Below are 13,579 nucleotides of genomic sequence, written 5' to 3'. Positions count from 1 at the left end.
TCCCTCTCAAAAGCACTGGAATGGTCAGAAGCCGTACCAGGGCGGGGGCGCCTTTTCACGTGACCGTGTGTCACCTCTGCTTCAAGGGTGGACGAGTCAAGATTGCGAGCACCGGTGCAGAAGAAGCGGCCTCGGAGCAAGGACAGCACGCGCGACGGTTCCGGGGCGACGCCTCCGGCAGCGGGTGCTGACAAGCGGACCGTGCGGGTGCGCAGTCGGCTCGTCGCCGGCGTCGCCGTCGTCGGGATCACCGTCATCGCCGCGGGAGCCCCTGCGGCTCTCGGCGCGTCCTCCGATCTCAACGAGTCCCAGCGACTGGTCACGCTCGCCGAGCTGAACCAGCAGGCCATCACGCTCGCCCACTCCCTCGCCGACGAACGCGACGACGTCACCGCCCACATCGCCGCCGGCCGTGACGAGGACGACGCCAAGGACGCAGGGCGCGTACCCGCAGCCCGCGTCGACCAGCAGGTGGACGAGATCAGGGCAGCCGCCCCCGCGGCCCTGCGACGCGACCTCTCCGCCATCCCCTCGCTGCGCCGCGACGCCCTCACGGGCAAGGGCTCGGCGCTGGAGGCCCACCAGGCGTACTCCGAGGTCATCTCCAAGCTCCACGACCTCGCCGACGAGCTGGCCGAGAGCACCCCGCCCCGCGCCGCCGACGCCACCCGCGCACCGCTCGCCCTCGGTGGCGCAGTCGAGCAGGCCTCCGCCACCCGGGGGCTGCTCCTGGCCGCGCTCTCCGTGCCCGGCACCGAGCCGGCGGAACCGCAGATCGACCCGTTCACCGGCCTCCCCGTCCAGACCCAGGACGAGGGCGACAGCGGGAACGACCGCAACCGCGACGAGTTGAGTGCCGCCGCCCAGCAGGCCCGGGTGCGCGAACTCGCCTCGCTCGCCGATTTCGACCAGGCCGCCGGCGCGGCCGCCCGGGACAAGCTCGCGTCCACCGTGACCGGACCCGAGGTCAACAGCGCGGAGAAGTACCTCACCCGGCTCACCGACCGCCCCGAGCTGTCCGAGGCGGACCGCAGGACCGACCGCAAGAAGGCCCGCTCCGCGCTCTCCGCCCGCATCGACCGGATGCGGGGCGTCGAGTCCGCACTGGGCACCGCCCGGATCAAGAGCCTCGAACAACTGCGCGACGACGACGTCACCGCGCTCGAACTGCGCATCGCGCTGCTCGGCGGCTGTCTGCTGATCGCCGTCGGTGTCTCCACCGCGGTCGCACGCACCCTCACGCAGCCGCTCGCCGTCCTGCGGATCGGCGCAGCCCGCCTCGCCGCCGAACCCGAGGCGGCCGAGCCGGTCCGCTACACCGGGCGCAACGACGAGTTCGCCCAGGTCGTGCGGTCCATCAACACCCTGCACAGCAAGCTGCACGGGCTGCACCACGAGACGGCCGGCCGCTTCGAGAGCCTGCAGAGCGAGCGCGGCGGACTGATCGCGAACCGCGAGGCCCTCGCTGTCCAGCGCGCCGAACTCCAGGCCCAGGTCGCCGAGCTCACCACCGCGCTGGCGCAGCTGAGGAACACGGTCCACCACACCTTCGTCAACCTCTCCCTGCGCACGCTCGGTCTCGTCGAGCGCCAGCTCGGTGTCATCGAGGGGCTCGAGGAGCGCGAGCAGGACCCGGAGCGCCTCGCCACGCTCTTCAAGCTGGACCACATGGCCACCGTCATGCGGCGCCACAGCGAGAACATGCTGGTCCTCGCCGGTACCGACCACGGGCACGGGCACGGCGGGCCGATCCAGCTGGTCGACGTGCTGCGTGCGGCCGTCAGCGAGATCGAGCGGTACGAGCGGGTCACCATCCAGTCCCTGCCTCCGCACTCCCAGATCGCCGGTTTCGCCGCCGACGACCTGAGCCACCTGGTCGCCGAACTCCTGGAGAACGCGACGTCCTTCTCGCCCCCCGACTCCCCTGTCGAGCTCTCCGGCTGGCTGCTGGAGTCCGGTGAGGTGATGCTCTCCGTGCAGGACGAGGGCATCGGCATGTCGGCGGTCCGGATGGGCGAGCTCAATGCCGGGCTCGCCGACCCGGCATCGTTCGAGGCCGGTGAACAGGCCGCGGACGGGGCAGGACTCGGACTTCAGGTGACGTCGATGCTGGCCGCACGCCACGGTGTACGGGTACAGCTGCGCGAGCAGAAGGGGGGCGGAGTGACAGCTGTCGTCGTGCTTCCGCAGGCCCTGCTGCCGAAGGCGCCGCCCGCCTCGTCGCCGCCACCCGTGCAGATGCCCGGGGACGCGCCCACGCTGAACCTGCCGGGTTCCGTCGCGGAGGCCAACTCCAACGCGCTGCCGACGCGTTCGGCGCCCGTGTCCGAGGACCCGCTGATCGCCGCCGCCGAGCGGACGGTCCTTGAAGCGGGCGCGGACAGTGACCAGGCAGCCCCCGCCGCGCTCGACGAGAGCGCGGACGCGGAGCCCACGGACGCGGTACCCGCTGACGCAGTACCCGTTGACGCAGTACCCGCGGACGCGGAACCCACGGATGCGGAACCCACGGATGCGGAACCCGCGTCGACCGTGCTCCCGCGCGAAGTACCCGCGTCCGACGGGCCCGAGAGCCGCGGCCCGGAGAGCGACAGGCCCGAAGCGGATGCCTCCGGGCACGCCGAGCCCGAGTCCGAGTCCGAGACCACGATGCAGGTGAGGCTGCCGGTGCCGCAGGACGCGCCCGGCCCGTACGCCATCGGACCCGACAGCCACGAGCGCGCCGCCGACACGAGCCCCGCAGCCTCCCCGGACGCCCCCGTAACCGACCCCGTGTCCGCCGCCGACGACCTCCCGGGCCCGCGGCAGCCGATCACGGAGCCCCTCACCGACAAGGGGCTGCCCAAGCGCACCCCCAAGGTCGTCACGCCCGTCGCGGCGCCCGTCAAGGAGCGCAAGGGCGGCGTGGACAGGGACGCCCTGCGCCGCAGGCTCGGCGGCTTCCAGCAGGGTGCGAGGGACGGCCGGCGCGACGTCGATGCCGAGATCGCCGGGAGCACCGACGGGAGCGACGGCGCCGAGAGCGCCCCACAGACCGACCACACTGAGCTGGACGACCGTACCGATGGTCGATTCGATGAGACGGGGGACACAGTCGAGGAGGCACGCAGTTGACTGCGCCCAGCACGTTCGGGCTGAGTACCGAGGCCCGGAACCTTCACTGGTTGCTGAGCAATCTCGTGGAGGAGGTGCCAGGGGTCCACTCGGTCACCGTCGTCTCGTCCGACGGACTGATGCTGCTCTCCTCCGACCCCGGACTCGCGACGGCCGAGCCGGCCGAGCCGGCCGAGCGGCAGAAGGGCCCCAAGGGCTCGAGTGCCGACCTCGCCACCATCGTCTCCGGCATCGGCTCCCTCACCGTCGGCGCCGCGAAGCTGATGGAGGCCGGCGGCGTCAAACAGACGATGGTCGCCATGGACGAGGGAAGCGTCTTCGTCATGTCGATCAGTGACGGCTCCCTGTTGGGTGTGCACGCCACCCCCGACTGCGACATGAGCGTCGTCGCCTACCACATGGCGCTCTTCGTCGGCCGCGCCGGACACGTACTCACCCCCGAACTCCGCAGTGAACTGCGCAAATCGATGGAGAGCGCCCAGTGACCTCTGCCGCTGAACCCGTACGCAAGCTCCCCGTCCGGGGGTCCGACCGCAGGCCCGCACGGGTCCGCCCGTACTCCCTCACCGGCGGCCGTACCCGCTTCGGCCACGTCCTGCTCGTCGAGACGTTCGTCGCAGCGCTGGAGGCCCCCGAGGAGCGCCGCGAACTCACGAACGGCAACCTCACCTCGCGGGTCATGCCGGAACTCCGCGCCATCGTCGAACTCTGCCGTCGTATGCGTACGGTCGCGGAGATCTCGGCCCTGTTGAAGATGCCGCTCGGTGTGGTCCGGGTGCTGCTCAGCGACTTGGCCGACCAGGGAAAGATCCGCGTGTACGGAACCGGTCACGGAACCGGTCAGCCCGACCGCGCACTGCTCGAAAGGGTGCTCAATGGACTCCGCCGTCTCTGAGGCTCCGCTCTTCACCCCGCGTCAGCCGGGGCCTCGGGACCAGCCCGACGAGTCGGTGCAGGCCTGGCAGCTGGACCACACGCGCGCGCCGATCGCGACCAAGATCGTGGTCGCGGGCGGCTTCGGCGTGGGCAAGACGACCTTCGTGGGCTCGGTCTCGGAGATAACCCCTCTGCAGACCGAAGCGATGATGACGCAGGCCAGTGAGGAGACCGACGACCTCACCTCCACGCCCGACAAGGTCACCACGACCGTCGCGATGGACTTCGGCCGTCTCACGCTCGACGAGGACCTCGTGCTGTACGTGTTCGGCACACCGGGCCAGCAGCGCTTCTGGTTCATGTGGGACGACCTCGTGCGTGGCGCGATCGGTGCGGTCGTGCTCGCCGACACCCGGCGTCTCGCCGACTGCTTCCCGGCACTCGACTACTTCGAGAGCTGCGGACTTCCGTACATCGTCGCGGTCAACCACTTCGAGGGATCGACCGGTTACGAGGAGAGTGACGTCAGGGAGGCCCTGACCGTACCGCCGCACGTGCCTGTTGTGATCATGGATGCGCGTAAGAGGATCACGGTCGTCGAATCGCTGCTCGCCCTCGTGGGGCACGCGCTCGACGTCACCCCCGCGTAACTGCCAGACGCACCCACGTACACGTAACGGAGAACCGCGATGCGGAAGATTCTGATAGTGGGAGCCGGCCAGTCCGGTCTCCAGCTTGCCCTAGGACTGCAGTCCAGCGGGTACGAAGTCACCCTCATGTCCAACCGCACCGCGGACGAGATCCGGTCCGGCCGGGTCATGTCGACGCAGTGCATGTTCCACACGGCTCTCCAGCACGAACGCGACCTCCAGCTCAACTTCTGGGAGTCGCAGGCGCCGCGGATCGAGGGCGTCGGTGTCTCGGTCGCCGCTCCCGACTCCTCGCGTCCCATCGACTGGGTGGGCAAGCTGGACGGCTACGCGCAGTCCGTCGACCAGCGCGTGAAGATGGCCGGTTGGATGGAGACCTTCGCGCAGCGCGGCGGTCAGCTCGTCATCCACGGCGCCGCCGTCTCCGACCTGGACTACTTCTCCCGCACCTACGACCTGGTGATGGTCTCCGCGGGCAAGGGCGAGCTCGTCTCCATGTTCGGTCGGGACGCGTCCCGTTCGCCGTACGACGCCCCGCAGCGTGCGCTGGCCGTCTCGTACGTCCACGGCATGGGCCCACGCCCGGAGCACCCGGACTTCGACGCGGTCCGCTGCAACATGGTCCCCGGTGTCGGCGAACTCTTCGTGATGCCGACGCTGACCACTTCGGGCCGCGCGGACATCCTGTTCTGGGAGGGCATCCCCGGCGGCCCCCTCGACGCCTTCCAGGGCATCAAGGACCCTTCCGAGCACCTCGCCAAGACCCTGGAGCTCATGGAGAAGTTCACCCCGTGGGAGTACGCACGCGCCACCAAGGTCGAACTGACCGATGCCAACGGCACGCTGGCGGGCCGTTACGCCCCGACCGTCCGCAAGCCGATCGGGCGGCTGCCCGGCGGCGGCCTGGTGCTCGGTGTGGCGGACGTGGTCGTGGCCAACGACCCGATCACCGGCCAGGGTTCCAACTCGGCGTCCAAGTGTGCGAAGGCCTACCTGGACTCGATCATCGAGCACGGCGACCGCGCGTTCGACGCGGACTGGATGCAGTCCACGTTCGACCGGTACTGGGACACCGCCCAGCATGTGACGAAGTGGACGAACGCGATGCTCGGCGTCCCGCCGGAGCACGTGCTGAACCTGATCGGTGCCGCCGGTCAGCTCCAGCCGGTCGCCGACCGCTTCGCCAACGGGTTCAACGACCCGGCGGACTTCGACAACTTCTTCTTCGAGCCCGACCGTACGAACGCGTACCTCGCCGAGGTCTCGGGCGCGCGGGCCTGACGTCCACGCGAACGACGGCGGCCGGGCCGCCCCGCCGGTCACGACGGCGGGGCGCGCCCGGCTCACTCGTCCGGAGCGTCGTAGCCCGTGTCCGGCCCCGAGGAGGCCTCGTCGGGCAGCTCCGGCAGCGTGTACGTGGACAGCGGCTCGCCGCCGGGGTCCGGACGGACCGCGCCCAGCAGCGGGTTCGACGCCACGGGTGAGACCTTGACCGTGGCGCCGGGTCTGGGTGCCTGCACGACGAGACCGTCGCCGATGTACAGCGCCACATGGGTGGCCCTGGGGAAGTAGATCACCAGATCGCCGGGGCGCAGCGACTCGACCGGTACCTTCGGCAGCTGCCGCCACTGCTCCTGCGAGGTACGCGGAATGGTCCGCCCCGCCGCCGTCCATGCCTGCGAGGTGAGGCCGGAGCAGTCGAAGGACTCGGGTCCCTCCGCCCCCCAGACGTACGGCTTGCCGATCTGCTCGATCGCGTACCGCACGGCGTCACCGCCCTGCTCGGACGGCGGGCGGGCCGAGCTCAGCGCCCCCGAGGCGACCAGCTCGTCCTGGGCCTCGTCGATGTTCTTCCGCTCCAGCTGCGCAAGAGCCTCGATCTGCTCGTCGGACAGGGAGGCGAGGAGCCCCTCGACCTCCTCCAGCCGGGACCGCACGGTGTCGCGCTGCCGCTTCTGCTTCCTGGCCAGCGACTGCTGCCGGTCCAGCGCCGCACGTGACCTGGTCGCCAGGCTGTCGGCACGCTTCTCGGCGTCCGTGAGCCTGCCGACCGCGGCCGACCGGCCCGCCTGGGCCCGCTCGATCACATGGCTCTGCGCCAGCGCGTGCTCGGGGTTGTCGGACAGCAGCAGCCGCATGTACACGGAGAAGTCGGTGCGCCCCTGGTACTGGGCGCGGGCCAGGCGTCCGGCATCCCGGCGGCTCGAATCCAGCACCGTGCGTGCCTTGGCGAGAGCGGTGTCCAGCTTCTTGGCCTCGGCGGTCCGCTTCCTGAGCTCCTCGGCCGTGCCGTTGTAGATCTCGCCGGCCTCCTCGGCCTCCTGATAGAGCGTCTGCAGCCGCTCGAGCAGCCCGGCGACGCCCTGCGGGGCGTCGGGGGCCGGTGCGGCGCTCGGGTCCGCCGGTGCGGGGCTCGGGTCCGCCGGTTCCGCGGTGGCGGGGGAGGCGGCCACGACCGCGGCCAGCACCGCCGTGCAGAGCGTGCGCGCGACTTTGCCTGACACGACATCACCTCCGGTGACGGGGGCGCCGCCCAAAAATCGGACTACCCCACAAATGCTCGGATCTCGTCAATCCGGTCAGTCGGTGTCAGATGATGCAAGAACCGCGGGGCGTGGCGTCCGGAGGACCGCCCGGACGGCGGACGCCCGAACGCCTCACTCCACCGGGAACGCGTAGAAGACCCCGCCCCGCTGGACGACGACGGTCTTCCCGGCGGCCAGCACCCGGTACGGCGCGCCGACCGTGGCGCCCTCGGGGTCCTGCGCCCCGATGTCCTGGAACTTCCACAGCCGGCGCCCGTCGGCCGCCGCGAACGCGGTCACCTGCGACGCGTCCGCCGCGAGCAGGGTCTTGGCGCCGCTGCTGAGAGTGAGGGTGGGGGCGTTGCCGCCGAGTGGCACCTCCGTGGAGCGCCGCCAGAGCAGCTTCCCGGTCGCCCGGTCGACCGCGCCGACCTCCTGGTTGCGATTCGTGGTGTGGAGCAGCTTCCCGGCCAGAACGGGCGTGCCGAACACCGACGCCGCCGTGCCGTTCAGGGTCCACACCGGCTTCGCGGTGGCCGTCTCGAAGGCCTGCAGGTCGTCGCCCACCCCTCCGTACAGCCGGCCCTCCTCGTCGCCGAGCACCGCGCCGGCCGGTGTGAGCGCGCCGAACTGCCGGGACCACAGCAGCTTTCCCGTCTTCCGGTCGAAGCAGCGGAAGAACGCCTTGCCCTTTCCTGCCGTGACGTCGGCCGGTGTCAGCGTCGCCGCGTTCTGGCGGACGACGAGATCGGCGGCCCGGACCGCGGTCAACCGGTAGTCGGGAGTGCCCGGGGACCGGCCCGCGGGGACGGCGACGCGCCAGAGTTCCTTGCGCAGGACGATGTCGTACGCGAAGAAGTACGCCTTGACGACCTGCGTGTCCTTGCCGGGCTTCTGGCCCTTCTTCGGCGTGGGGGCCTTCACGAGGACGGTGTGGGAGCCGGTGAACCAGACGACGGAGCCGGACTGGCCGGTGAGCGGGGCCACCTTCATGTTCGGTACGCCGGTGAACTGGTCCACGAACCGGACCCGGTGCTTGACCTGCCCGTCCTTCGGGGACAGCCAGAGGAACTCGGTGGGGCTCGCCAGGAAGCAGAGGTCCTTGCCGGCGGCCAGCACCGCCTGGGCGCCGGCGGCGTCCGCACGCTCCCAGAGCTTCCGCCCGGTCCGCAGATCGATGCCCGTCGCCCCGGTCGTGCCGGTCAGCACCAGCAGCTTGTCCCCCCAGACCCCGGAGGTGGGCGGGGCGGGCTCGGCGGCCGGATGCGTGTAGATCCAACTGGGCTCCGGCGCCTGCCCGGGAAGGGCGCGGCGGGGCTTCGGCGCGGGCTTGTCGTCGGCGGCCGAGGCGTCGTCACCGGACCCGAGCGCGGCCACCGCACCCCCGCCGACGATCAGTCCTGCCGCCCCGGCGGCGACCACGGTGAGCAGGGCACGCCGGCTCGTGGGGGACGCTGCGGCAGCTGCCGGTGCCGCGGGCGCCTGGGCGGGCAGCGGGAGCGGGGCGGGGGCGCCCTGCGGTGCGGCGGCAGGGTACGTGTACGGGTACGGCTGAGCGGCGGGTGCGGAAACAGGGGCTGCGGGAGGGGTGGTGGGCCGGACGGGCTCCGGTGGCTGCGCCTGCGGACCCGCGGCCAGTTCGCGCGGGACGGCGAGCTGGGTCGTCGCCCGGTCGGTCCGCGGGGCGGGCGAGACGGTCCCCAGGAAACGGGTGGTCCTGCTGTCGCCGATGTCCCCGTCGGCGGAGGCGGGGACGGGCAGTCCTCCCTCCCGGTGGCCGGCGTCCGGGGTGCCGACGTCCTGGGTGCCGGTGGGCGCCGCGAGGTTTCCGCTCTCCCCGACAGCACCGCTCGGTGCTTCGGCAGGCCGTGCGTCCTGCGGGCCGGCGGAGGCTCCGTCGGCACGTTCGGAAGCGGGCCGGACGTCCTCGGGTGCGGCAGGGCCGGATGCCGGGGCAGGTGCGCTGTCGGCAGGTTCGGTCACTGCCTGGCCGGCGGCCGCTTCCGGATCCGCTCCCTTCTGCGGCACCCGCAGCGCCCGTACCCGCGCGGCCTGGTCCGCCACCGACGCCGCCAGCCGCTCGGGGAGCCAGCCGCCCTTGGCGAGGCCCGCCGCGCCCTCCAGCGCCAGCTCCGCCGCGACCGAGCCCGCGCTCGGCCGGTCGGCGGGGTCCTTCGCCAGGCAGCCCGCGATCAGGTCACGCAACTCGTCGGGTACGGAGTCGAGTTCCGCGGAGGCGTGCGCGATCCGCTCGGCCGCCTCGGCGGCGGGTCCGTCGGCGAGCGGGGTCGTCCCCGTCGCCGCGTACGCCAGCAGGAGCCCGAGCACGAAGAGGTCGGAGGCCGGGCCCACGTCCTTGCCGTCGACCTGCTCGGGGGTGAGGTAGCCGAGCCGCACGGACAGTTGCCCGCTCGCGTTCGCCTCGGCTGCGGCAGCCGCGCCCAGGGGGCCGAACGCGGTCAGCCGGGGCCCGTCCTCCGCCAGCAGCACCGTCCCGGGCGCGAGCCCTTGGAGGACCGCCCCGGTGGCGTGCACCCGGGAGAGGGTCTCGGCCAGGCCGGCGCCCAGTATCCGCACGGCACGCTCGGGCAGCGGCCCCGCGAGATCGATCGCCTCGGCGAGCGTCAGGGCGGGCACGTACGCAGCCGCAGTCCACAGGGCGTCCGCCGGTGCGGCGAGCGGCGGCTGCACCCAGCCGCCGGCCAGCCGTTCGGCCGTGCGGGCCTCGGACTGGAAGCGGCGGCTGAAGGCGGGCACCGCGGCCAGGGAGGGCCGGGCGGCGGCCACCACGGCGATGTCGTCGGCGTCGGCGCCTCCGGCCAGATAGTGCACCGCGCTCGCGGTCTCACGGAAGCGTGCCAGCACGGTGTACGGCCCGAAGTGGCGTGGATCGTCCTGACGCAGCGCCTCCATGGCGCACCCCCCTTGTCACCGTGCCCTCGGCACCTGACCGTCGATCTTAGTTGGTCCGGTTCCCCCCACCGGCTCAGGCGCCGCTGCCGGGCTTGTTCCAGGGCCACTTGAGGGTGCGGCGCTCGCGGCCCCCGGGCACGTACTCGTACACCCAGCCGCGCTGCAGCCGGAGCCGCTTCGTATAGCCGGCCGGGGCGCGCCGGTAGGCGTACACGGTGTCCGGTCCGCCGTCGGCGTCCGGCACGGGAACCTCGTACCACTTGGGCGGATGTCCGGTGGGGCCGAGCAGGACGGGCAGGACCCTGCCGTCCAGGGGGCCGCCGGTGAAGGGGGTGTTCTCGCTTTTCACGGTGCCAGTGTGACCCAGAGGACCGGACGCGGCCCCTCGGCCGGTTCGGCGGGTGAGGACGGCCCCCGGGGTCCGCCGGGAGAACTGACCGTCCGTCGACCCTCAGCCCTGTGCGGCCTGACCCGAGGGCAGCGGGCGCGTCGCCGCCTCGCCGGCCACCGGGATCACCAGTGCCGCAAGCCGTCCGACCGGGCCGTCGGCGGTCTCCTGGCCCAGCAGGTCCGCCACCACGGACGCGGTCTCCGCGTCCGTGGTGGCCGTCACCGCCAGCAGGCCGATCAGATGGTCGACCAGCCAGCCGCGCAGTTCGGTCGCCGCGGGCTGCTTGTCCTCGTCCAGCCAGATGAGGGAGGCAGCCTCGACGGCCGCGATCCAGGTGCGCACCATCATCCGCAGCCGGGGCCCGGCGGGCTGCAGACCGGGACCCGATCCCCTGCCCAGGTGCAGGAGGATCTGTTCGGACGCCGCGCGCCGTACGCCGTCCACGATGGTGGTCGTACGCGAGGTCTCGGCGACGCTGCCACCGCGCAGCAACGCGCTGAACCCGGTGTCGTGTTCGTCGACGAAGCCCAGGTAGCGGTCCAGGACCCGGCCGACCCGCTCGGTGGGCGGGCCGACGGAGGGCTCCGCGAAGCACAGCGTCAGCTTCTCGGCGGCCGACCCGAGCGCGGCCTCGTACAACTGCTGACGTCCGCCGGGGAAGTACCGGTAGACGAGCGGCCGGGAGACCCCGGCCACGGTCGCCACCTCGTCGAGCGACACGTCGTCCGGGGCCCGGTGCGCGAAGAGGCTGAGCGCCGCGCCGAGGAGCTGGGCGCGCCGCTCCTCGACGCCGAGCCTTCGGTACGCGCGGGTCGGCGGGGCAGCAGCGGCGGACGTCATGCTCCGAAGCCTAAGCGAACCCCTCGCGAAGGGGAGTTCGCTCAGGCCAGCAGGCCCGAGCTCTTCCACAGCCTGCGGCCGACACCGTTCAGCAGCCCGATGTCGTCGAAGAAGTCCGTCAGCCGCTTGGCGCCCGTCTGCATGACCTCCGTGCGGTGGCCGCTCGCCTTCACCTGGGCGACTGCCTCCCGGCGGTCCAGGCCGACGTTCTCGTAGACCTGGGGGTTGACGAAGCAGACGGAGAAGACCCGTGCCGCCTCCCCGCAGCTGACCCGGGTGAACTCCCGTTCCCAGCGGGGCGCGGTGACCATCTGACGGCGCAGCTCCTCGCGGGCGTACCGGACATGCCTGGCCTCCTCGACGACGTGGATGCGGGTCACGCCGCGTACCAGCGTCTGCACGCGCTCGTCCGGGAAGGTCAGCCGCTGCATCCAGTCGAGGATCTCCTCGCCGAGCAGGGTCGCGGCGAACGAACCGGGGGTGGTGGAGACGGTCTTCATCACGCGCGCCAGGTTGTGGTAGCGCGGAGGTACCGGATAGGTGGGCCACTTGCCCCACTGGATCATGCGGGCGAACATCATCGAGTGCCGGCACTCGTCGGCTATCTCGGTGAGCGCGTAGCGGACGTGGTTGCTGGTCACCGACTTGTCGTAGATGTGCCGTACGAGCAGCTGCATGAGGATGATCTCGAACCAGATGCCGAGGGAGGCGAGTGAAGCCGCCTCGTGCCGGGCGAGGTCCATCCGCTGTTCCTCGGACGTCTTCCGCCACAGCGGGGTGTCGTAGAGGGAGACCAGCTCGGGCGGCAGGAACCACTTGCCGTCCTCGACGGGAGAGTCCCAGTCGAGTTCGGTGTCGGGGTCGAAGGAGTGCTTGGCGGACGCTTCGAGCAGGCGGGCGGCGAGCTGTTCGCGGTCCTTGAGAGGGCCGAGCGCATCGCTAAGCGCCTGAACGTCCTTCTCGGTCACGGTCGTCATGGCTGAGGGCACCTCGCACGTGGGCTTCCGGCGGTCGTCTCTTATGAGACTGCTCGTCAGCAAGGCAGTCAATCCCTTGTGCGCGACTTGTTGACCCGGCGTCTACCAACGTGTGAACCTGCCAACTGCACTCAGCACCACGGAACTTACGATCCTCGCCAGGCGAAGGAGCTGTCCGTGTCGACACACGACCTCTACATCAACGCCCCCCAGGCCCCGTCGTGGCAGGTTCCCGCCACCGGAGCGGCCCGGTTCAGCTGGGACTACGACGACGGCCGCGAACGCCTGCTCGCCCTCTACCAGAAGGGCAAGGACAAGCAGTGGGACGGCAACAAGCGCATCGACTGGAGCCTGGAGGTCGACCCCACCGACCCGCTGGGCACCCCCGACGAGGCTCTCACGCTCTACGGCACCCCGCACTGGGCGAAGATGACCGAGCGGGACCGGGGTGAGCTGCGCAAGCACTACTCCTCCTGGCAGTTCAGTCAGTTCCTGCACGGCGAGCAGGGCGCGATGGTCTGCGCGGCGCGGATCGTCGAGTCGGTCCCCGACCTGGACGCGAAGTTCTACTCCGCGACCCAGACGATGGACGAGGCCAGGCACGCGGAGGTCTACGGCCGCTTCCTGCACGAGAAGATCGGGATGCTCTACCCGATCAACGACAACCTCCAGGGACTGCTCGGCGACACCCTGCGCGACTCCCGCTGGGACATGCCCTACCTCGGCATGCAGGTCCTCATCGAAGGCCTCGCGCTCGCCGCGTTCGGCATGATCCGCGACACGACGACCAAGCCGCTGCCGAAGCAGATCCTCGCCTACGTCATGCAGGACGAGGCCCGGCACGTCGCCTTCGGGCGGATGGCGCTGCGCGACTACTACAAGCAGCTCGGCGACGCGGAACTGCGTGAGCGCGAGGACTTCGTCATCGAGGGCTGCTACCTGATGCGCGACCGGCTCAGCGGCGTCGAGGTGCTGGAGAACTTCGGCATCGGCAAGCAGGAGGCCATGGAGCTCTCCGAGCACTCGGAGTACCTGCAGCTCTTCCGCACGCTGCTGTTCAGCCGGATCGTCCCCTGTGTCAAGGACATCGGCCTGTGGGGCGAACGGCTCCAGAAGGCGTACGTCGACATGGGCGTCTTCGAGCTCGGGGACTCCAGCCTCGACCTGCTGATGGCGCAGGACGAGGAGATAGCCGAGCAGCTGGACCGGGACCGCTTCGCGGTGGAGGAGCAGGCACGGGTGGCGGAGGTCGCGGACGCGATAGCGGAGGGCGGTGCCTCGCCGGCGTGACGG

At 71.3% G+C, this 13,579-nt stretch carries 11 protein-coding genes; 6 read left to right on the top strand and 5 right to left on the bottom strand.

Features of this window, described 5'->3' with window-relative positions:
- Nucleotides 1–114: 114 nt before the first annotated feature.
- The 5 genes from OG844_RS20780 to OG844_RS20760 are packed head-to-tail and all read left to right on the top strand — an operon-like array spanning nucleotide 115 to nucleotide 5,921.
- A complete protein-coding gene (locus OG844_RS20780) occupies nucleotides 115–3,114 on the top strand; it encodes a nitrate- and nitrite sensing domain-containing protein (RefSeq protein ID WP_406396201.1) in 3,000 nt (999 codons plus the stop codon).
- Nucleotides 3,111–3,599 (top strand): roadblock/LC7 domain-containing protein, encoded by a 489-nt coding sequence (locus tag OG844_RS20775; protein ID WP_406392189.1) that lies wholly within the window; start codon nucleotides 3,111–3,113, stop codon nucleotides 3,597–3,599. The genes OG844_RS20780 and OG844_RS20775 overlap by 4 nt, the downstream gene beginning before the upstream one ends.
- Complete coding sequence (locus OG844_RS20770) at nucleotides 3,596–4,009, top strand: DUF742 domain-containing protein (RefSeq protein WP_406392188.1); 414 nt, start codon at nucleotides 3,596–3,598, stop codon at nucleotides 4,007–4,009. Before OG844_RS20775 ends, OG844_RS20770 begins: the two co-directional genes overlap by 4 nt.
- A complete protein-coding gene (locus OG844_RS20765; RefSeq protein WP_351174928.1) occupies nucleotides 3,990–4,640 on the top strand; it encodes an ATP/GTP-binding protein in 651 nt (216 codons plus the stop codon). Before OG844_RS20770 ends, OG844_RS20765 begins: the two co-directional genes overlap by 20 nt.
- A 39-nt stretch (nucleotides 4,641–4,679) precedes the next feature.
- On the top strand, nucleotides 4,680–5,921 hold the full coding sequence (locus OG844_RS20760) for a styrene monooxygenase/indole monooxygenase family protein (RefSeq protein WP_406392187.1): 1,242 nt from the start codon (nucleotides 4,680–4,682) through the stop codon (nucleotides 5,919–5,921).
- Nucleotides 5,922–5,983: 62 nt separating this feature from the next.
- On the opposite strand, the gene OG844_RS20755 is transcribed toward OG844_RS20760, so the two are convergent.
- The 5 genes from OG844_RS20755 to OG844_RS20735 form a co-directional block, all read right to left on the bottom strand.
- Nucleotides 5,984–7,144, bottom strand: a complete 1,161-nt coding sequence (locus OG844_RS20755; RefSeq protein WP_406392186.1) for an NlpC/P60 family protein — start codon at nucleotides 7,142–7,144, stop codon at nucleotides 5,984–5,986.
- A 153-nt stretch (nucleotides 7,145–7,297) separates the two neighbouring features.
- Nucleotides 7,298–10,078: a PQQ-binding-like beta-propeller repeat protein gene (locus OG844_RS20750; protein ID WP_406392184.1), complete on the bottom strand. Its 2,781-nt coding sequence runs from the start codon at nucleotides 10,076–10,078 to the stop codon at nucleotides 7,298–7,300.
- A 73-nt stretch (nucleotides 10,079–10,151) separates the two neighbouring features.
- Complete coding sequence (locus OG844_RS20745; RefSeq protein ID WP_406392183.1) at nucleotides 10,152–10,427, bottom strand: hypothetical protein; 276 nt, start codon at nucleotides 10,425–10,427, stop codon at nucleotides 10,152–10,154.
- A gap of 102 nt (nucleotides 10,428–10,529) precedes the next feature.
- Nucleotides 10,530–11,309: a TetR/AcrR family transcriptional regulator gene (locus OG844_RS20740; RefSeq protein WP_406392181.1), complete on the bottom strand. Its 780-nt coding sequence runs from the start codon at nucleotides 11,307–11,309 to the stop codon at nucleotides 10,530–10,532.
- A gap of 41 nt (nucleotides 11,310–11,350) precedes the next feature.
- Nucleotides 11,351–12,286 (bottom strand): diiron oxygenase, encoded by a 936-nt coding sequence (locus tag OG844_RS20735; RefSeq protein WP_406392179.1) that lies wholly within the window; start codon nucleotides 12,284–12,286, stop codon nucleotides 11,351–11,353.
- Between the two features lie 177 nt (nucleotides 12,287–12,463).
- Between OG844_RS20735 and OG844_RS20730 the strand changes: the two genes are divergently transcribed.
- A complete protein-coding gene (locus OG844_RS20730; RefSeq protein ID WP_406392178.1) occupies nucleotides 12,464–13,576 on the top strand; it encodes a ferritin-like domain-containing protein in 1,113 nt (370 codons plus the stop codon).
- The last annotated feature ends 3 nt before the right edge of the window (nucleotides 13,577–13,579 follow it).

The sequence above is a fragment of the Streptomyces sp. NBC_00887 genome, assembly GCF_045207585.1.
This window is presented reverse-complemented; position numbering and strand designations above follow the sequence as displayed.